Source organism: Prochlorococcus sp. MIT 0701 (genome assembly GCF_000760295.1).
Taxonomy (GTDB): Bacteria; Cyanobacteriota; Cyanobacteriia; order PCC-6307; family Cyanobiaceae; genus Prochlorococcus.
In genome coordinates this window covers 1-18,524 of the sequence record NZ_JNBA01000002.1, presented here as the reverse complement: position 1 = coordinate 18,524, position 18,524 = coordinate 1, and the positions used below count along the sequence as shown (strand labels likewise).

Sequence of the window (18,524 nt, the reverse complement as noted above, 5' to 3'; positions counted from 1 at the left end):
GCTGCTTGAGCCAATCATTTGAGGCTTTGTAGTAGCTTTGAAATTGTTCTGTTTGTTCTAATGATGGCGTGTAATGTTCGGAATTTTGAAAATTTCTGCTTACATGATCAATAAACCTGAATCGTTGTCTTGTGGCGACTCTCGTTTTCGTTTGCTTTAGGTGTTTGTTTAGGCTGCTGATTATTTTCAGACCATCAAGTGTAAGGCTCTCGTTAGCCCGTGGCGATAATGCGTAATCTTCTTGCCAGTCCAATTCAATTAGATCGCAAAAATCACGAATCAATGTATTTTCTTTTTTGTGCTTATTGAAGTCTCGTACAATAAGTTTTTTGGGCCTAAATGCTGATTGCCATGTTGTGATTGTACGTTGATGGTTGCAAAGAATATTGTAGTATTCTGGCTTTTCAAGTGCGAAGTGGGTCTTTCCCATTTTTACCTCCGTCGACATCATGGATGTAGCAGCTTCGAGCGGGCTTCGTACATAGAGAAGTATGTTAATGGTCTCGAAAAATTGTCCCAGAAGCAGAGACAACGATTGAATCTCATGATGCTCCTGCAAACAGTGCTGGAGAAACTCACTTGAGATGATCCAACGGCGAATATTCGAATCGCCAAGTTCTTGTTCTAATTGTTGTTCTAGCCTCGCTTTGAATATTAGTCTTTCTGCCGCTGAGATTAGTTGATTGTTGCGTGCTAAAAAGTCTGGCTTGTGTGTGCTGCTGTAGAACATTAGGGCCAGCTTGAAATGTGAGAATGCTCCCAAGCATTTAGGGACGTTCAGAGATTGTCTTATTAGTTGATGTTTTTGTGTATGGAGGAATTTCTGAATTGTTGAGCTGCCTGCCTTTGGAAGCCCGATGTGCAGAGTAAGTTGGCGGCATTCGTCCCTAATCATGAAAGTATATTGGCGATTGCAGCAAACGATTGTTCGCTCCATGCAAAGAACATGTTGTCCCTTCCTTGACTAGGCACTTTTCTAGGCTGTCTCTGTAATCCCTTCTCAATCCACTTATCGAAATCTCTGGCAATAATCGGGTGTACTCTATTCTCTTTCAAGATCTCGTGATTCGCCTTTGCTTTACACCAGTAGGGTGTGTCGTAAATTGAGCCTTGCGAATAATGCCAACTAACAAATAGTGCTATTCGTTCCATATTGTTGAGTATTACTCTGTTGAAGTTATTTTCCATTTCTACCTCTTCCTTTGTTGTTGGCTGATTTCTCTTCCTTTTTGCAATGTGTGCTGTGATCAGCTTGCAATGAAGGATTGTTGATTCAATGGCTGTTGCTTCCAGTGGTTCTATGAATGCAGCACGGTTTCCCAGCTTGTAAATACGATTTTTGAGAAATTGTGTGCTGATATGTGTTTTGAATTGAATGTTTCTTGTTGGGCTTATTGGTGTCAAATTGCTTGCCGCTAAATACATTTTTAGGTCTTGTTTTACTGCCTCCGTATTGGTGATGTGGCTGTCATGGATGTAACCGATTGATGTTCGGCTTTGCAGTGGTATCAAGAAAATCCAGCCGTGGGGCCTCGCAATCGCATTAGTGGTTTGAAAGTTGTTTAGATCTTCATGCACGCTTTGCAGAGGCTCACAAGTTTGCAGTAGAGCCCCGCTGGCGATCAGTGGGCTGCAATTTTCTTCCTGGTCACTGTGATGTGCTGATGGGATTCCTCTGCAATCGATAATGTAATCGAATGCTTCGATCCCTGATTCTTTTGTATGGATCAGTTCTTTATTTTTTTTCTCGCTCTCCACTATTTCCACGACCTGATTCCTAATGTCGAGCTCAAGACCATCTAGCAGAATCTTGCTCAGCCTTTTGGCGTCGAAATGATATGAGTGTGCTTGTCCCTTCGGGGTAAATGCATGCAGAATTTGTTTTGGTTGCTGTCCCCAGTCTACAAAAAGAATACCTTGTTTGGTTGTTGCCTTGACATCCCTCTGCATCAGCTCCCGACTGATGCCTTCTTCATCCAGCCACTGCTTCAACCATGGCCCTCCTCCTTCTCCCACGCCGGTTGTGGGAATGGTGGACGTGTGAAACACCGTGATAGCAGAGCGTTTGAATTTGCTTTTCAGCATCCGTGCTGCAATAGCTCCCGCAGTCCCAAGTCCAAGGATGGCGATTCTCATGGTGCCGATCACCTTCCTCAAGGTTAGCGATGTGCCTTGGGGTTTTCAGTGAGCCTCTTTCGTGTAAGCGCGAAATGGCTAATGCGTACAAGCAACAGTTGTTAGGCAGGGATGAAGTAAGAACACTCTAAAAGAGCAGCTTGCTTATCTCTCAGGCCTATAGACAAACTTGAGTGAATCAAAAGGGGTAGAGCATATTTTTAAGGGTTGGCCAGCTTCAGTGCGATTGACTCTGGAGAGGTTACTCTGCTCTTAAGGCCCAGAAGCCATTAATTAAAGACATAACATTGACTGCGTTCTCTAGTGCTGATGGTGAGGTGAACGGGCGACCCATGCGAGCGAGTGAACAACCATCTTTAATACAACTTCCTTAACTAGCTCTTTCGCCTAGGGAAGGAGTTGATGAATGAAGATCTCACTTGGCCTAGCCGCTTAATACAAACCAATTACAGCAGTTGATGTGGTCTGATATCTGCTGAAAGCAATCAACCAGATAATGGATGATCTTTTAATCGTTCAATCCCAGTGCAACGTTCCGTTCGTCTCGCCTTATCGCTGACTGGTGCTGCTGCTCTTGCCTTAGCCAATCTCATATCCAACCAGCAGCTTTGGCAATAGCAACAGGGTCTGTACCTTCTGCCTTGAGCTGTTCCTTTAGTGAGCTATCTGCCTGAACCTTGGTGATAAATGCCTTGAGTTGTTCTTCACTCATCAATGATATTTAACTTCTATTAGTATAGCTAACCTTAAAGGAATTAGCACAAAATCAAATTCGAGATAGCCTAGAGTTTTTTACGTCGCAAATATCTGCAGCCATACAACGTATATAGAAGGACCTCATCTGCCCCCATAGGCACCCCTTGCTAAATTTCATATACTGGCTGTAAAAGCACCTTAATGACTATGGGTATTGAACTAAATGCTTCTACGCTTCTAGTTACTGGTGGTATGGCTACTTTGATGTTGCTTTATGGGGGCTATTTGCTGTTGAAGCTGCGGAGCAAGGTCAGCTAGTACGATTTATTCCAACTTGGCGGCGAGGCTGCTATCTACTGCCAAAGCGCATCCACTTTCGTAGCGCGAAGGACATACAAATGACTAGGAAGCTACTGTTACTAGTGACTTACAGCAATATCGAATGATCACTTCACTTCATTAATCCCAACGAGACCTACTGAAACTATTCAGAATTTCTTTCTCATGAATCGGTTTCGCTTTAAAACCTCTCTTACGGCTAAATAACCAGCAGCTTTCAATAGGGAGAAAGAAGCTATTGAACTAATAAACATCTTCTATCATTCCAACCACTTATTCACCCAGATTCATTCTTGCATAAGGGAAGGATTCAGCTATGCATGCGCGGCTGAGGATGCAAGTTGGCGAGGATCCCTGCCTCCACCGCTGCCAACTCCTGCAAACGAGCAATGATCAGCTCACGCTGAAAACGCTGCTCACAGAGCCTCCAATAGAGGCCGAAATGACGCGCCTCACTCGCCAGGAGATCTGCATAGAGCTGACGCAACTCCAGATCAGCTAGGTGGGTGGCAAGCAACGACATGCGTTCATGGCTACGGGCTTCAATCAGCCCTGCCACCAGAAAACTATCGAGCATGCGCTGCGGTTCATCCCTACGGATCTGTTTGGCCAACACTGCTCCATAAGGAGGTGCAGCCAGAGGCTCCAGATACCGCCCTCTGGCCTTAAGCAACGTGAGCACACGCTCAAAATGCTCCAGCTCCTCTCTTGCTAAGGGGCTGAGAACTTCTCCGAGCCCAGGCTCACACAAGTAGCGGAACATCAATTGCACGACGGCACCCGCCGCCTTGCGCTCGCAATGAGCGTGATCAATCAGCAGCTCGAGCGGATGAGCAATCGCCTGCTCCAACCAAGCATCACTGGTGGGAGCCGCCAGCCATTTGATCGTGGCGTTTGACTTCTTAGCAACAGCAAGAGCACTCATAGGGCCTGCTGCTGCTGACGCAAATGAGCCAACAGCCCTTCCAAAGCAAGGCGATAGCTCAATGCACCAAAACCGCTCACCACACCCACAGCGCGATCAGCAAGATAAGAGTGATGGCGGAAGCCCTCACGGGCATGGGTATTGCTGAGATGCAACTCCACGTATGGAATCGCTGCTCCAAGCAGAGCATCCCGTAAAGCAATCGAGGTATGGGTATAGGCCCCAGCATTGATCAGGATTCCTTGCACCTGGCCGATGGCTTGATGGATGCGATCCACCAAAGCACCTTCAAAGTTGCTCTGGAAACACTCAAGCTGAACCGCTTCTGCCTCCGCCTGAGCGAGCAGGTCTGCCTCAATCGCTTTCAACGTCATGACTCCATAAACACCAGGCTCTCGTTGACCCAGAAGGTTGAGATTGGGGCCGTTGAGCAGCAGCAGTCGCATGGCCCTGAAGCATGAAGGGGTTGGATGGATCGTATCGATCCCCACAAGACCTTCCCAGACATTCAGCCACAAAGGTGCGATCTGCTGGTAATGTCTGCAGGTGTGGTTCGGGTCGGTGCCCGAGTGGTTAATGGGGGCGGACTGTAAATCCGCTGGCTCTGCCTACGTTGGTTCAAATCCAACCCGGCCCACCTTCCACATGCCCTTGTAGCTCAGTGGTAGAGCACTCCCTTGGTAAGGGAGAGGTCCCGGGTTCAAATCCCGGCGAGGGCATTGAACCCGGGACCTACGGAAATCCAAGGGCAGTCCAGAGGCCTCAAAAGTTTCTTTTGTTGTGCCGAGGCAGGCAATGGAGAGAAATAAAACCCATCTCCTGTTGTCAAGATCTTTCACCCAAGCAAAAGGATGGCTTGTTTTTTTGCTGGTTTTGACGACGAGGTGTTCAAGTTTCTTCTTGATGTCTCAAGGGTCTAAGCCAACCCCCCATTGCGGCTCCACACGGTGCCATCCATCTGCCCTCAACTTGTTCCAGATCTCGACGGCATCACGCTTCGGTAAGTGCCTCCTGCTTTTGAGCAAGGCAGGAGACCCGTCAGGCATTGCTCGCCCTTTATCCATAAACACAAATAGATCGCTCCTCCAAGACTTTTGATCTCGATGAAAACGAAGGGACCAGTGCTTGTTTGGGTCAATCAACCAACCTTCTGGCTCACATGCTGAACTGCCACCCATAACGCCCCTCAGTAGTAAGCATGTATTACTTCAGTGATGGGGAGTGCGTCAAGTCCTCTTCGCCAGCTCCTTGTAAGCCCAATAGCCACCCGCGGCAATGATCGCCAAAGGCACAAGGGCTCTAAGAACCGAGAGAGCAGCAAAGAGAAGCAGAGAGAACGCACCGAATTTCTTGACGATTGTCTTTGTTTCGTCGCTCATCGCATCCCAACGCTCGATCAAAGACATGGTGGCCGGACTGCATGCTGATCTGCTTTCTACCCAATACCTCTTGCGATGCAACCTCAAGGCCAGCAATCAACAGGCGAGCCCAGCCTTGCTAGTTCGCTCAAAAGACTTTTAACAATCAACCAAGCCGAGTAAAAGCACTGTCTGATTCATCCCAATGACATCCCAAAAGCCTTGGCTTATTGCTAGGGAAAGCCACTAGATCTCATCTTGCACAAATGGGATACGGGCACGATGGAGACCCGTTGTGGCTCAGGGGGCCTTTCCACAGGCTCCCGCCAAATCAAGTTGGCTGCACTTGATAAACCTTTGAGCGGCCATTGCACTTCCTCACACCCCACGAGATAGGAGCCTTCGACTTCGTGATTTCTTGTTCAACACAGATGTTTTGATTATTTGCCCAGTGAGCGACAGGCGCCAAACTGAAGGCAATGAAAGCGAGAGACAAAGCAGCTATTAGCAGAGCAGCTGCCGTAACCACAGGAAGCACAACGCCTTTCAGTGTCTCCATTTCATTGGCTCCTGGGAAGTCAATACCAGCTTAAGAAAGCGAGGAGGTCTTTTTCAAGGCGCTGCCAACCCTATGGAACGCGATCAATATGTAAACGGTGTTCCATTGTTCCATTGTTCCATTGTTCCATTGTTCCATTGTTCCATTGCTCAAACTCGTCTGAGCGGACGATCATAGAAGAAGCAAACAAGACGAGAGGAGCCCCCGATCACAACAGCTGCCAGAGGACGCACCTAGCGAAGCCTTAACTGACTTTCAAGAGCAAAGTTGGCGCAAGACGTCACATCTGCCAAATATTGAATCCATCAGCGACAAGCAACATTTCATGCGCAGCCATGACGCATTCACACCTGTAGCGATCAGACCCTTCTCGATCGCCGTCTCCTCAAAAAACATCGACATTAATTTAGATATCGCAACCAAGCATGTAGGCATTGATCATTTCTTTGAAAATTCAATCACACCACTACGCCGATCTAGAAAGGCTTGAAGTAGCAATAACGTCTACTGCAATGCCACTAGACAGTCCTGCAACGACAACAACGCCTTCAGCAGCAGCAGCGTCTATCGCAGCAACCTCTACAGAGTTAAGCCTTGCTGGCTCCAGCTCTGCTGACAAGTCACCCTATTGAAAATAACTCTGCTGCAAGCAGTCTTGAGCAAGATTCAGACAGCAGCGACAGTTATGACTCCATTACCGGCACAAGCTGCTTCGACATCGCCGCAACCGATAGCGGGAACAGTGTGTATCAACCGTCAAGCACTGCTCTGTCCTTCTATAGGGATGAGAAAGGATCTAAGTCGCTCTTAAAGCTGAAGCGACAAACAGAAAGAACCTGGGATGGACCACAACTAAATACTGTGCTCACCACAACCCTCCAAAGCAAGACGAAAAGGACCAACCTTTAAACAACGCTTTCTACTGCTGATGTAACAACCTCAAAGGCAGCCTGATACGAACATTGCCGTCAGTAAGAGCCTCTGACAACATCTTTGAACGCCTTTGCAAAAATGGATGTGTTGCCAGCGTCGCTCTTGACGAATTTATCCTTACAACTCGGACAGTTCCCAAGCGGACTGGAAGACGCAGTCGAGGCCATCAATAATCCGATCAACGGCTTTGCCTGGGGTTGGCCCACAGTCATCCTGATTGCAGGCACCGGCATCTTGCTGATGGTTGGGCTGGGCTTTATGCCCTTACTGCGCATCCCCTATGGCGTGCGCATGCTGCTTCGCAATCCAACCTCCTCTAGCGAGGGCGAAATCAGTCCATTCCAGGCACTGATGACCTCGATGGCGGCCACGATCGGCACGGGCAACATCGCCGGTGTCGCTGTTGCGATCGCCATGGGCGGCCCTGGGGCGGTGTTCTGGATGTGGCTCATTGCCATTTTTGGTATTGCCACCAAGTACGCCGAAGCCTTACTTGCAGTTCACTTCCGCGAAGTGGACCCCCTCGGCAATCATGTCGGTGGTCCGATGTACTACATCCGCAATGGCCTAGGTCCAAACTGGGCCTGGCTGGGCGGATTCTTTGCCCTGTTTGGAATGCTCGCGGGCTTTGGCATTGGCAATGGAGTGCAATCGTTTGAGGTCTCCAGTGCCTTAGCCACGATCGGCATCCCTCGGCTTTTAACGGGTGTCGTGCTTGGAGTGCTTGTCTTTGGAGTCATCATTGGCGGCATCAAACGCATCGCCCAGGCTGCATCCGCCATCGTTCCTTTGATGGCGTTGTTTTATGTGATTGCTTGCCTGGTGATCATTCTCAGCAACATCAGCGAAGTGCCAGCAGCGTTCTCAACGATCTTCTCCAATGCCTTCACAGGAGAAGCCGCTGCCAGCGGCACGTTGACCCAAGTGATCCTGATGGGCTTCAAGCGCGGCATCTTCTCCAATGAGGCTGGTCTCGGTAGTGCGCCTATCGCTCACGCTGCCGCCAACACCAATGACCCAGTCCGTCAGGGCACTATCGCCATGCTTGGAACCTTCATCGATACGTTGATCATCTGCACAATGACGGCTCTGGTGATCATCACCACCGGTGCCTATTTGGGTGGTGAGTCAGGCTCTGATCTGTCAATCGCTGCCTTCAACAGTGGCCTTGCAGGCTCAGGTTGGGTCGTGACTGCTGGCCTCGTGGTGTTTGCCCTGACAACAGTTCTTGGCTGGGGCTTTTACAGCGAACGCTGCACTGAATATCTCTTTGGGGTGCAAGCCATTCTTCCCTTCCGCCTGGTGTGGGTCGCTGTGGTTGTCATTGGCGCTGTTGCAGGCAATCGCGGCGTAGTGTGGGACGTCGCTGACACACTTAATGGTCTGATGGCGATTCCTAACTTGATCGCACTGGTTCTGCTCTCAGGCACTGTCTTCCGCCTCTCCAAAAACTACCAATTTGAAGAGGGCTAAACATAGAGGTGATCTTGATCAGTGAAACAACACTGCTGATTGAGGGCCTAATCCCCGGCCATTGCATTCAAATGCTCCTTCCAGCCATAGAGGATCTGTCGATGAGCCTTTCGTCGGCAACCATGACCTGCGACTGCGATTGACCCACACCTGAATCGACGTCTCCCTTTGCGTTGTGGTTGGCTCTGGCTGCATCCACCAAGCATGAAGTGCATCAGCTCCAAGCGATTGCCATTGCAAACCGCCATCAGCCAACGCTGGGCAACGTTGGCGCAGATCACTCAACGACTGAATGAAATCGCGCAGGTCTGCAGGCCAAGGCGTATGCCAAGGGAACCCTTCGCGGCAACCGGGTTCAGGGCCACCCTGCAAACCCGCCTCTGTGCCGTAGTAGAGGCAAGGCGCCCCTGGTTGCAAAAACAGCAACAGCAAGGCCAACTTCAACGCCGCAAGATCACCCTGAAGTGTGTGCAGAGCTCTCGGCACATCGTGGCTATCAAGCAGGTTCAACTGGCTGCGGTTCACCTCAGGTCGATACCAACCCAGCGTTGTTGCCAATAGCTCAACAAAAGCCTCCCCACTCAGAGGGTCAAGGGGATAGGCAGGATTGCGATACCGACGGCGTAATCGCTTACCAGCAACCCAGCAAAGGCTGCTCCAACCCATCCGATAATTCATCACCCCATCAAAGTGCTGCCCCTGTAGCCACGATCTCGCATCACCCCAGATCTCAGCCAAGATCCAAGCGTCTGGATTCACTGCCTTAACCATTTGCCGAAACTCCAGCCAAAACTCAGCAGGCACCTCATCAGCAACGTCAAGTCGCCAACCATCGATTCCCTGCTCGAGCCAATAGCGGGCTACGGCAATCAAATACTCACGCACAGGGGCATGGGCATGATTGAACTTTGGCAAGGCTGGATCGTTCCACCAGCAGCTGTAACCACAATCCTGCCCACGCCGTGGATAGGGATGAAGCGGCCATTGCCGCACCTCAAACCAATCGCGATAGGGCGAAGCCTCACCATTTTCCAAAAGATGATGAAAAGCCCAGAACCCGCGACCACAGTGATTAAACACGCCATCCAAAATGATGCGCATCCCGCGGCGATGCACCGCCTCAATCAAAGCCTCTAACGCTGCATTGCCACCGAGAAGCGGATCCACCTGCAAGTAGTCATAAGTGTGATAGCGATGGTTAGCGGCAGAGCTAAAGACGGGTGTCAAGTAAAGGCAGCTGATACCAAGCGCCTGGAGATGATCAAGGGCCTCGATCACCCCGTAGAGATCTCCCCCCTGAAAACCCTGCTCAGAAGGATCACTGCCCCAGCAGCGCAAAGCCACATGCTGATGAGCTAAGACACGGCCACTACAACGAAAACGATCAGGGAAGATCTGATACACCACCGCCTGGGCAACCCAGCGGGGAGTGTTGGTCAGCCCATCGATCTGCTGCATGCCCCATTGAATACCAAGATCCCACCGCTAGCACTTGAACAAGAGAACAGCCATGGATGATCAGCCCCTAAGCCTGGCTCACGCTCAGGGCACCAGTAGCTCCAGGGCCGCCGTCTTCAACCCCGCAGGTCAACTGATCGCCAACGCTTGTGCCCATCCGCCAACAGCGCCGGCACCACTGCTAGACACCTAGACACTAGTAACAATGGTGTCAGACCTTGCTCCCTGAGAACTTTCTGCTGAGTGAACTGCGCAAGCCAGTCATTTCGGGTCTCACAAGACCAGAAGCCTGGCGCAGACAGCAACTCAAGCAAATTGAGGTCCTCATCGAAAAGCACCAAGACGAGGTGCTTGATGCTCTGGCAACGGATCTAGGCAAACCACCAACCGAGGCATTGTTTGAGCTGATCGCGCTGCGTGGAGAGCTCAAACTGGCTCAACGGCAGCTCAGCCGCTGGATGCAACCCAGGCACGTACAAGTGCCTTTAGCCCATCAGCCAGGTCAAGCCGAGGTGATCCTGGACCCCCTGGGTTGCGTTCTGATCATCGGCCCCTGGAATTACCCCTTCTCTCTAACCCTCCAACCACTGATTAGTGCTCTGGCAGCAGGCAATACAGCAGTGCTCAAACCTTCCGAGCATGCCCCTGCCACCTCTCGACTGATCGCCCATTTGATCCCTCAACATTTCTCCAGCGAGGTCGTACAGGTGATCGAGGGGGATGGGGCCATTGCAGCGGCACTGATCAAGCAACCCTTTGATCACATCTTCTTTACCGGCAGCGGCGCCATCGGCCAGAAGGTCATGGCTGCTGCCGCCGAACATCTCACTCCGGTGACCCTGGAGCTAGGAGGGAAAAGCCCAGCCATCGTCATTGATGGCGCCGATCTCTCGGTCACGGCTAGGCGAGTGGTATGGGGGAAGGGCCTCAATGCTGGTCAAACCTGCATCGCCCCAGACCATCTACTTATCCAAGAACAACTCAAACAGCCTCTACTGCAGGCGATGAAAGGAGCCATTACTGAGCTCTATGGAGGCGATCCGCTGCGATCACCCCACCTCGCAAAAATCATCAACGATCGTCATTTCCAGCGACTACAACACTTGCTTGATCAAGCAAAGCAGCGCGGCAAGGTGCTCTCAGGCGGTCAAATTGACCCCGATCAAAGACGCATCGCTCCCACTCTGATTGACGTAGACAAGCGCGACGATCCGCTGATGGAGGAAGAGCTCTTCGGCCCACTGCTGCCTGTTATCAGCGTAGCCAACCTTGATCAAGCTCTTGCTGAGGTCCGACAACAACCAAAGCCCCTGGCCCTCTATCTCTTTGGCGGAACAGATGCCGACCAACAACAGCTCCTCAACACAACCAGTTCAGGCGGGGTTTGTTTCAACGATGTGGTGATGCATGTAGGCATTCCTGAGCTGCCCTTTGGTGGAGTTGGGGCCAGTGGCATGGGGCGTTATCACGGCCTGGCTGGTTTCGAAACCTTCTCCCATCAAAAGTCTGTCTTGCGTCGCCCCTTCTGGTTAGATCTCAAATTGCGCTACCCCCCCTACAAGGCCAATCTGGCGTTGCTCAAAAAGCTGCTGGGATAATCAAGCCGCTTTTTGCAAGGGCATCATTTCGGGATGCTTGAAAAGGGCTAGCGCATCTGTGGAGGCACCTTATCTTTCACCAAACTGTAGAGAGAGATTGATGCGCCGGATCATTGTTAGCGCTCTAGCCCTGACAACACTTCTACCGCTGCCATCCTGGGGTGCCAGCGTCACAGTGAGGCCCGGTGACACCCTTTCGGAGATCGCAACGCGATATCAAGTATCCCTTCGGGCCTTGATGCGGCTGAACGGCCTAGCCAATGCAGACAACCTCTTCATCGGCCAGACCCTCAAACTGCCAGGCAGCTCATCAGGCACAGTCACAGCTGGGGCAAGCCGTCACACGGTACGAAGTGGCGAGACCCTCAGCACCATTGCTGTTCGCTACCGAGTGCGCCAGCAGGATCTCATCGCCCTCAATGGCCTGAGCAATGCCAACAATTTATATATCGGCCAAACGTTGAAATTACCGGGAGGTGCTTCCGGGGGAATCAGAGCTGGAGCCAGTCGTCACACGGTACGAAGTGGCGAAACCCTCAGCATCATTGCTACCCGCTACCGAGTTCGCCAACAGGATCTCATCGCCCTCAATGGCCTTGCCAATGCCGATACCTTATTCATCGGCCAGACCCTCAAACTGCCAGGCAGCTCATCAGGCACAGTCAGAGCTGGCGCCAATCGCCACACGGTACGAAGTGGCGAAACTCTCAGCATCATTGCTAGCCGCTACCGAGTTCGCCAACAGGATCTCGTCGCCCTCAATGGCCTTGCCAATGCCAACCATGTCGAACGTGGCCAAACCCTGAAACTGCCCCAGGGGGCTGTCGTTCCCAAACCCAAAGCAGCAGCAAAGCGCAAACCTGTAGCCATTAAGGCAAATCCAAATGCCACCTCCCACACCGTGGCTCGAGGGCAAACATTGAACCAAATCGCTGGGGCATATCAAATCCCTGTAGCAACCCTGATCAAGATCAATGGGATCAACAATCCCAACAAGTTATTAGTCGGCAGCAATCTCGCACTACAGGTCAAACCATTAACAACAACCAAGCCAAAATCCACCACGGCAGTTGCCATCAAACCGACTACACAAACCACCGTTAAACCAACCGTTAAACCAACTGTTAAATCCACCACCAAGCCTGCTGTAAAACCACAATCCAAGCCCAAATCCACCACTCAAGTTGCCATCAAACCGACTGCAAAAACCACCGTTAAACCAACTGTTAAATCCACCACCAAGCCTGCTGTAAAACCACAATCCAAGCCCAAATCCACCCAGCAAGTTGCTGTCAAGCCTTCGCAAACGCAATGGCGCACTTATGGGTCACTTCAAGTGGACTGGGCCAATTGGAAGTTTATGGGAGGAAGCTACGTGGCCCCAACCCTCAACAAAGATGGCAAAGCCCTTTATCTGGCTGTGAACTGCCCGGCGCGCAAGCTCAATACCACCGGCACGAATGGATCTTGGAAAACTTGGGGTGCTCCACAGCAGCGCTTTGAGCATGATCTCGTCAAGGATCTCTGCAAAGCCAAAGGCGGCTAAGGGCATCAAGGGCTGCACTCAGGCCGCATAGTGCAGCGGCCAGGGTTGGCGTAAAAAGCGGCGACCACTCTCACGTAAATAGAGCCGCTGGACACCATCATTACTCTCCGTAATCAGCTCTTCCTGCACCAATCTGCGAGCCAACCAACCCCAACGTTCTTGCTTGCGGCTTGTAGTGGACGAAAGGCTTTCACTGAGACTGCGAAGATTCATGCCCTTGCTATCTTCCAGCACCTCAAGCACAGCAAAGGCTTGCTCAGACCAATCACGGCGGCGGGCAGTCTGCTGGCAGCGATCGCAGCGACCACAGGGCGGCACCAATTCACCAACGGCAAGCAAGAGCCCTTGTTCCAGGCAAAACTCCCCTTCTGCTACCGCCTCGATACGCCGCAACTGTTGCTGCGCCAGCTCCAACCGCATCTGTATCTCCTGCGTAGCTTTCTCATCAGCGCAACGGCGAGCTGAAGCCTGCATCGCCCAACCAAGGCTGGTGCGATCACCAGGAGAGAACAACACCAAGCAATCGGCCGGCAGACCATCACGCCCGGCCCGACCAGACTCCTGCAAATAGCCCTCCGGCGTTGCAGGCAGATTCAAATGCAGAACCAATCCCACATCGCTGCGATCAACACCCATGCCAAAGGCCACTGTGGCCACCAACACAGGCTGGTCTTGATCTAGGAAATCAGCCAGCGCCTGCTGGCGCACCTCGGGGTCAAGCCCGGCGTGATAAGGGGTAGCCGCAATATCAGCCGCCTGCAACCGCTCTGCCCATTGCTCCACAGAGCGACGTGTTCGGGCATAGATCAAACTCGCCCCTCTTGATTTCCCTAACGCCTCAAGCACATCAGGCAGCGGATCTCTCGATCGCCGCCGCATCGCGTAGTGGAGATTATTGCGCCGAGCCGAACAAACCTGCACCAGCGGCCGACGAAGATCCAAGAGGCGAATGATGTCGGCACGCACCCTTGGAGCTGCAGTGGCACTGAGAGCAACCACAGGCACACCTGGACAGAGGCGGCGCACCTGCCCAAGGCGACGGTAATCAGGCCGGAAGTCATGGCCCCAAGCACTGATGCAATGGGCCTCATCAACAGCTAGTGCCACCAACTTTCCCTGCGCAGCTGTGTCCTCGATCAATTGCCGCGTGGCCTCCCCCTGCAAGCGCTCGGGAGCTAGATAGAGCAAACGCAAGCGCTCATCTCGCAGACGAACCAGCGCATCCCGACGGCGCACCGGATCCAGGCCAGCATGCAAACAAGCGGCGGCAATCCCCCGCCGTTGCAGCTGCATGACCTGATCCTCCATCAAAGCCACCAAGGGAGAGATCACCACCACCAGACCATCACGTAACAGCGCTGGCAGCTGATAACAAAGCGATTTACCACCACCGGTGGGGAGCACCGCCAGCACATCCTGACCCGCAAGGATCGCTTCCACTACAGGACGTTGACCAGGCCTGAAACCATCCCAGCCATAGTGATGGTGCAGGGCCTCGATCAGCGGATCCACTTCACACCACTAATAGCGCCCTCAAGATAACGAGCGCCAAGCCTGATGGCACGCTGTCGAGCTCAAGGCAGCGGCGGCGGCTCTAGCTGATCAGGAGCCTCCTCCACCAGCTGCAAGCGAACCCGTTTCCCTCCAGCCAACTCCCCAAGCGACACTCTCAAGGTTGCCCCGCTGAGGCTCTGCAAAGCACCCAAAACATCCCGGAGATAAGGGGTACTGCTGCCACTTTCTACCCAAAGGCGTTCCTGCAACCCCCCTAATCTTCGCCAGGCCGTGTGCAGCTTCAGAACGGAGGATTCTAAAGACTGAGCCTGAGAAACAGCATCAGCCAGCAAACCCAAGGCATCGAGACGCTGAGCCTCATGCATGGCCTTCTCCAGGTTGAGTTCACCTTGCTGGAAAGCCCTCACCGCCTCGCTGGCCTCTGTGGTCTTACTGATCCAGCGTGCTGTGCTGGTCACATCCTTAATGCGATCGATTTCCGGTTCCTCCCGCAAAGCTCGCCTGAGGTCCTCCTGCTGGAGCTCCGGCAGCTTGGCCAGCTCCCTTACCAGAGGAGCCACAACCTTGGGAGGCAAAAGATTCTCCTGCGTGCGCTGGCGGATCTCCTCCGGCAACAGGGGGCTGGTGGCAGAAGTGAACTCATCCGTCAGTCGGCGAACCTGCTTGCGAGTGATCTCTTGACCTTCATTCGCTGCCTCGGAAATCATCATCTGCACTTCTGGAACAGCCTGCGTCGTTTCCATGAAGGCCCGTTTGGAGAATTGATTCACGCTGCTCTCCTCCAGCATTCCTTCTGCCAGCAAGTCCTCAGCCGAATCAGCCAGCTGAATCAGGGCATAAGCACGGGTCTTACTGATCTCCCGTTCACGCAACCACTGCAGAAAGCCAGCACCACGCCCCTCACCACCACGCTTCTCACGATCCCGCACTGCCCTAAGGATTCGCCCCCGCCAAATCTCAGTTTGCAAATCAAAGCGATCACACAAGGCCCAGGCTTGCTCGAGTCGAGCAAGAAACTCCATGGTGCTGATGTCGTCCTGCTCCGGATCGGGCAGATCCAGCTCAATGGCCGGAGGATCAAGAGCAACGGACGAACTCACCAAAGCAGACCTGACTTAAGGCTGGATGCTGCCATGGCCTACACCCCAAGGGGCGACATTCTGTGACGCATGCGTCAGCTCACACACTCACAGCGATACTCTTATGGGTGAATTCAATACCTGCGCAGCGATGGCGATCTCAAAGGGCGACAAAGTTCGCATCAGGCGCGAAGAGAGTTACTGGCACAATGAAGTGGGCACAGTGGCCTCTGTCGACACCACCGGCAAATATGGGGTGCTTGTTCGCTTCGAGAAAACGAACTACTTCGGCATGCAAGGTACCGATAACGGCAACCTCACCAACAGCTTTGCTGAATCAGAACTCGACCGCGCCTAAGGCGTTTGCCGGAATTACCTGAAGTCGAGACGGTCCGCCGCGGATTGGCAGACCGTCTCGTTGATTTTCAGATCGACCAGGTTGAGGTTTGCCGAGAACGAGCGATAGCAAGCCCTGGCGGATCTGGAGAGTTCATCAAGATGCTCTGCGGCATGCATGTTGGTTCATGGTTGAGACGCGGCAAATACTTGATGGCGTCTTTGCATCATGATTTTGCCCAGCTATCAGCTGATTCAGAACCAGATCCTGATGGTGGATGGTGGGGCGTTCACCTGCGCATGACAGGGCAATTTCAATGGCATGAGGCCATCAGTTCACCCTGCCCGCATACACGCGTACGCATCTGGAACAAAAAAGGTAAGGAACTTCGCTTCGTTGACACCCGCAGCTTCGGACAAATGTGGTGGGTTCCACCTGGAAACGCCCCGGAAACAATCATCACAGGGCTGCAAAAACTTGGGCCAGAGCCATTCAGCAGCGCCTTCAATTCCTCTTACCTAAGGCAACGATTGAAGGGTTCGAAACGACCAATCAAGTCAGCACTTTTGGATCAATCAATCGTGGCAGGGGCAGGAAACATCTATACCGATGAAAGCCTTTTTGCCGCGAGAATCCGTCCCCACACTCCATCAGGTCAATTAAAGAGTGTCGAACTTGAACGCTTATGCGACTGCCTCACGGAGGTCCTCAGAGTGAGCATCGGTGCTGGAGGAACAACCTTCAGCGACTTCAGAGATCTTGAAGGCATTAACGGCAACTACGGTGGTCAAGCCTGGGTGTATCGCAGAGGAGGCCAAGCCTGCCGGATATGCAGCACGCCAATCCGCCGTGAAAGCCTATGCGGTCGTGGCACCCACTGGTGCCCCAATTGCCAAAGATGAATCCTGGCAAAAATGTTCGATTCACAGCAACAGCGGCAAGCTCTCAGCGACACCATTCGCGATTTCCATCAACGCGGTTGGTGTGATGGGACTGGAGGTAATTTCAGCCTAGTGCTACAAAAAACGCCATTGAGATTATTGATGGCACCTAGCGGCATTGAGAAAAGAAATATCGAGACAGACGAACTCATTGAAGTTGACAGCTCGGGTAAGGTGATTAAAGGGGAAGGTAGAGCTAGTGCTGAAACAGATATGCATTTAAAAATCATCGAGCAGACCAACGCCAAGGCAGTACTGCACACACACTCAATGACAGCAACATGGCTATCAAACTACTATAAAAATACTGGGAAACTAACAATTGAGGGCTGGGAAATGCTGAAAGGGCTGCAAGGGATTGATAGCCATTCCACATCAATCACTCTGCCAATCCTATTGAACAACCAAAACCTAGCCAAATTAAGCCAAGCAGCAGGCGAGCTAGTCAATGATGCACCCTATGGACTACTGGTCGCAGGGCACGGCTTATACGCTTGGGGGGAGAGCCTAAACGAAGCAAGACGTCATGTGGAAATCCTGGAGTTCCTACTAGAGCTGTGCTGGCGTGAACAACTTATAGCAAGACAAAAATCGTGATCACTCACATCTTGCTGGATATTGAAGGCACCACATGCCCTACAAGTTTTGTCAGCGACACTCTCTTCCCTTACGCTTATACCCATCTAGAAGAATTCCTGAATGAACACAAAGAAAACAATGAGATTCAATCTCTCATAGATGAAGCTTGGGGCGAATGGCAAGCTGATACGGATCCGAGCAGCAAAGATCTTCTAAGCAAAGCACTAATGAAGAACAGCAGCGAAATCGAGAACATCTGCAGTTACCTTCACCATCTAATAACAATTGATCGCAAGTCTAGTGCTTTAAAAGATCTGCAAGGCAGGATCTGGCGAGAGGGTTATGAGAAAGGTGATCTCTGCTCTTCGCTCTACCCAGAAACTCTCGAGGCGCTAAGCAAACTAAAACAACAAGAGTATATACTTGCTGTATATTCATCAGGCAGCATATCAGCTCAAAAGCTCCTCTACAGACACACGGCTGGTGGAGATCAAACAGCACTATTTAGCCACTGGTTTGATACTCGTACTGGCAACAAAAAAGAGAGCAAAAGCTATAGCGACATCTGCATAGCCATGAACATTCCCGTAGAAAAGGTGATATTTGTTAGTGATAGCTACGCAGAATGTGATGCCGCAGAAAAAGCAGGCATGAGTGTTTTATTCAGTCTTAGGGAAGGCAATCCAGAACAAGACCCACATGACCACAAAGCAATCAAAGACCTCTGGTATCTATTTGATTATCTTCTTTAAAAATCACACTGACTTGCCCATCAAAAAAGCCACCCGCAGGGGTGGCTTTTTCTTGGCGAATCAACAACTCTCTCTCGAGATTGATGATCTACATGCGGAAATGTTTTACCTGGCATTGAGCTATTTTCTCAGAGGGCTACCCCTAAAATATCGTCGCCGCTGATGCGTTTCACAACCGAGTTCGAGATGGATCGGAGTGGTTCCACATCGCCATGAACACCAGGATAAAATCATTCCCAAGGAGTGAACCTTGAGAACTGCATAGGTCATCATCCTTGCGAATGATGCTCTGAATTGAAT

At 51.7% G+C, this 18,524-nt stretch carries 18 protein-coding genes, 2 tRNA genes, 1 rRNA gene and 1 pseudogene; 11 read left to right on the top strand and 11 right to left on the bottom strand.

Going from position 1 to position 18,524, the window contains the following annotated elements; translation table 11 throughout:
• Positions 1-891: 891 nt before the first annotated feature.
• The 4 genes and pseudogenes from EV12_RS00355 to aroQ all read right to left on the bottom strand — a co-directional run bounded on the left by EV12_RS00355 (position 892) and on the right by aroQ (position 4,542).
• Positions 892-2,148, bottom strand: coding sequence for a tryptophan 7-halogenase (locus EV12_RS00355; RefSeq protein WP_036972440.1), 1,257 nt, complete (start codon positions 2,146-2,148; stop codon positions 892-894).
• A gap of 583 nt (positions 2,149-2,731) precedes the next feature.
• A pseudogene (locus EV12_RS12960) lies at positions 2,732-2,848 on the bottom strand (Nif11-like leader peptide family RiPP precursor); the annotation flags it as partial.
• A 633-nt stretch (positions 2,849-3,481) separates the two neighbouring features.
• Positions 3,482-4,096 (bottom strand): tRNA-(ms[2]io[6]A)-hydroxylase, encoded by a 615-nt coding sequence (gene miaE / locus EV12_RS00350; protein WP_036910668.1) that lies wholly within the window; start codon positions 4,094-4,096, stop codon positions 3,482-3,484.
• A complete protein-coding gene (aroQ, locus tag EV12_RS00345) occupies positions 4,093-4,542 on the bottom strand; it encodes a type II 3-dehydroquinate dehydratase (RefSeq protein WP_036910749.1) in 450 nt (149 codons plus the stop codon). Before aroQ ends, miaE begins: the two co-directional genes overlap by 4 nt.
• Positions 4,543-4,566: 24 nt before the next feature.
• On the opposite strand from aroQ, the gene EV12_RS14725 reads away from it, so the two are divergent.
• The 3 genes from EV12_RS14725 to EV12_RS00335 all read left to right on the top strand — a co-directional run bounded on the left by EV12_RS14725 (position 4,567) and on the right by EV12_RS00335 (position 4,815).
• Entirely contained in the window at positions 4,567-4,689 is a 123-nt protein-coding gene (locus tag EV12_RS14725; RefSeq protein WP_255327626.1) for a hypothetical protein, read from the top strand.
• Positions 4,652-4,733: transfer RNA gene (locus EV12_RS00340), tRNA-Tyr, on the top strand. The genes EV12_RS14725 and EV12_RS00340 overlap by 38 nt, the downstream gene beginning before the upstream one ends.
• Before the next feature lie 10 nt (positions 4,734-4,743).
• Positions 4,744-4,815: transfer RNA gene (locus EV12_RS00335), tRNA-Thr, on the top strand.
• A 189-nt stretch (positions 4,816-5,004) separates the two neighbouring features.
• Here the strand turns inward: EV12_RS00335 and EV12_RS00330 are convergent.
• The 3 genes from EV12_RS00330 to EV12_RS13825 form a co-directional block, all read right to left on the bottom strand.
• Positions 5,005-5,274 (bottom strand): DUF1651 domain-containing protein, encoded by a 270-nt coding sequence (locus EV12_RS00330; RefSeq protein WP_036910667.1) that lies wholly within the window; start codon positions 5,272-5,274, stop codon positions 5,005-5,007.
• Between the two features lie 48 nt (positions 5,275-5,322).
• Positions 5,323-5,502 (bottom strand): hypothetical protein, encoded by a 180-nt coding sequence (locus EV12_RS00325; RefSeq protein WP_036910665.1) that lies wholly within the window; start codon positions 5,500-5,502, stop codon positions 5,323-5,325.
• A 977-nt stretch (positions 5,503-6,479) separates the two neighbouring features.
• Complete coding sequence (locus EV12_RS13825) at positions 6,480-6,632, bottom strand: hypothetical protein (RefSeq protein WP_193742088.1); 153 nt, start codon at positions 6,630-6,632, stop codon at positions 6,480-6,482.
• A 458-nt stretch (positions 6,633-7,090) separates the two neighbouring features.
• On the opposite strand from EV12_RS13825, the gene EV12_RS00310 reads away from it, so the two are divergent.
• Positions 7,091-8,419, top strand: a complete 1,329-nt coding sequence (locus EV12_RS00310; RefSeq protein ID WP_193742090.1) for an alanine/glycine:cation symporter family protein — start codon at positions 7,091-7,093, stop codon at positions 8,417-8,419.
• Between the two features lie 18 nt (positions 8,420-8,437).
• Here the strand turns inward: EV12_RS00310 and EV12_RS00305 are convergent, their stop codons facing one another.
• Positions 8,438-9,877: a glycoside hydrolase family 13 protein gene (locus tag EV12_RS00305; RefSeq protein ID WP_036910657.1), complete on the bottom strand. Its 1,440-nt coding sequence runs from the start codon at positions 9,875-9,877 to the stop codon at positions 8,438-8,440.
• A 52-nt stretch (positions 9,878-9,929) separates the two neighbouring features.
• Between EV12_RS00305 and EV12_RS13820 the strand changes: the two genes are divergently transcribed.
• The 3 genes from EV12_RS13820 to EV12_RS00295 all read left to right on the top strand — a co-directional run bounded on the left by EV12_RS13820 (position 9,930) and on the right by EV12_RS00295 (position 13,021).
• Positions 9,930-10,070, top strand: coding sequence for a hypothetical protein (locus tag EV12_RS13820; RefSeq protein ID WP_193742093.1), 141 nt, complete (start codon positions 9,930-9,932; stop codon positions 10,068-10,070).
• A gap of 25 nt (positions 10,071-10,095) precedes the next feature.
• Positions 10,096-11,475 (top strand): aldehyde dehydrogenase family protein, encoded by a 1,380-nt coding sequence (locus EV12_RS00300; RefSeq protein ID WP_036910655.1) that lies wholly within the window; start codon positions 10,096-10,098, stop codon positions 11,473-11,475.
• Between the two features lie 100 nt (positions 11,476-11,575).
• Positions 11,576-13,021 (top strand): LysM peptidoglycan-binding domain-containing protein, encoded by a 1,446-nt coding sequence (locus EV12_RS00295; protein WP_036910653.1) that lies wholly within the window; start codon positions 11,576-11,578, stop codon positions 13,019-13,021.
• An 18-nt stretch (positions 13,022-13,039) separates the two neighbouring features.
• Here EV12_RS00295 and EV12_RS00290 read toward each other — a convergent pair whose 3' ends face one another.
• Positions 13,040-14,533 (bottom strand): RecQ family ATP-dependent DNA helicase, encoded by a 1,494-nt coding sequence (locus EV12_RS00290; RefSeq protein ID WP_052039614.1) that lies wholly within the window; start codon positions 14,531-14,533, stop codon positions 13,040-13,042.
• A 62-nt stretch (positions 14,534-14,595) separates the two neighbouring features.
• Positions 14,596-15,636 (bottom strand): hypothetical protein, encoded by a 1,041-nt coding sequence (locus tag EV12_RS00285; protein ID WP_036910745.1) that lies wholly within the window; start codon positions 15,634-15,636, stop codon positions 14,596-14,598.
• 130 nt (positions 15,637-15,766) lie between these two features.
• On the opposite strand from EV12_RS00285, the gene EV12_RS00280 reads away from it, so the two are divergent.
• The 4 genes from EV12_RS00280 to mtnC are packed head-to-tail and all read left to right on the top strand — an operon-like array spanning position 15,767 to position 18,224.
• Positions 15,767-15,973 carry a photosystem I reaction center subunit IV gene (locus EV12_RS00280; RefSeq protein WP_011129566.1) on the top strand — a complete coding sequence of 69 codons (207 nt, stop codon included), beginning with the start codon at positions 15,767-15,769 and terminating at the stop codon, positions 15,971-15,973.
• Between the two features lie 5 nt (positions 15,974-15,978).
• Entirely contained in the window at positions 15,979-16,854 is an 876-nt protein-coding gene (locus EV12_RS00275; protein WP_036910651.1) for a DNA-formamidopyrimidine glycosylase, read from the top strand.
• A gap of 12 nt (positions 16,855-16,866) precedes the next feature.
• Positions 16,867-17,490: a methylthioribulose 1-phosphate dehydratase gene (gene mtnB, locus EV12_RS00270; RefSeq protein ID WP_036910649.1), complete on the top strand. Its 624-nt coding sequence runs from the start codon at positions 16,867-16,869 to the stop codon at positions 17,488-17,490.
• 11 nt (positions 17,491-17,501) lie between these two features.
• On the top strand, positions 17,502-18,224 hold the full coding sequence (mtnC, locus tag EV12_RS00265) for an acireductone synthase (RefSeq protein WP_241466629.1): 723 nt from the start codon (positions 17,502-17,504) through the stop codon (positions 18,222-18,224).
• Positions 18,225-18,331: 107 nt separating this feature from the next.
• On the opposite strand, the gene rrf is transcribed toward mtnC, so the two are convergent.
• Positions 18,332-18,448, bottom strand: a 5S ribosomal RNA gene (gene rrf, locus EV12_RS00260).
• Between the last annotated feature and the right edge of the window lie 76 nt (positions 18,449-18,524).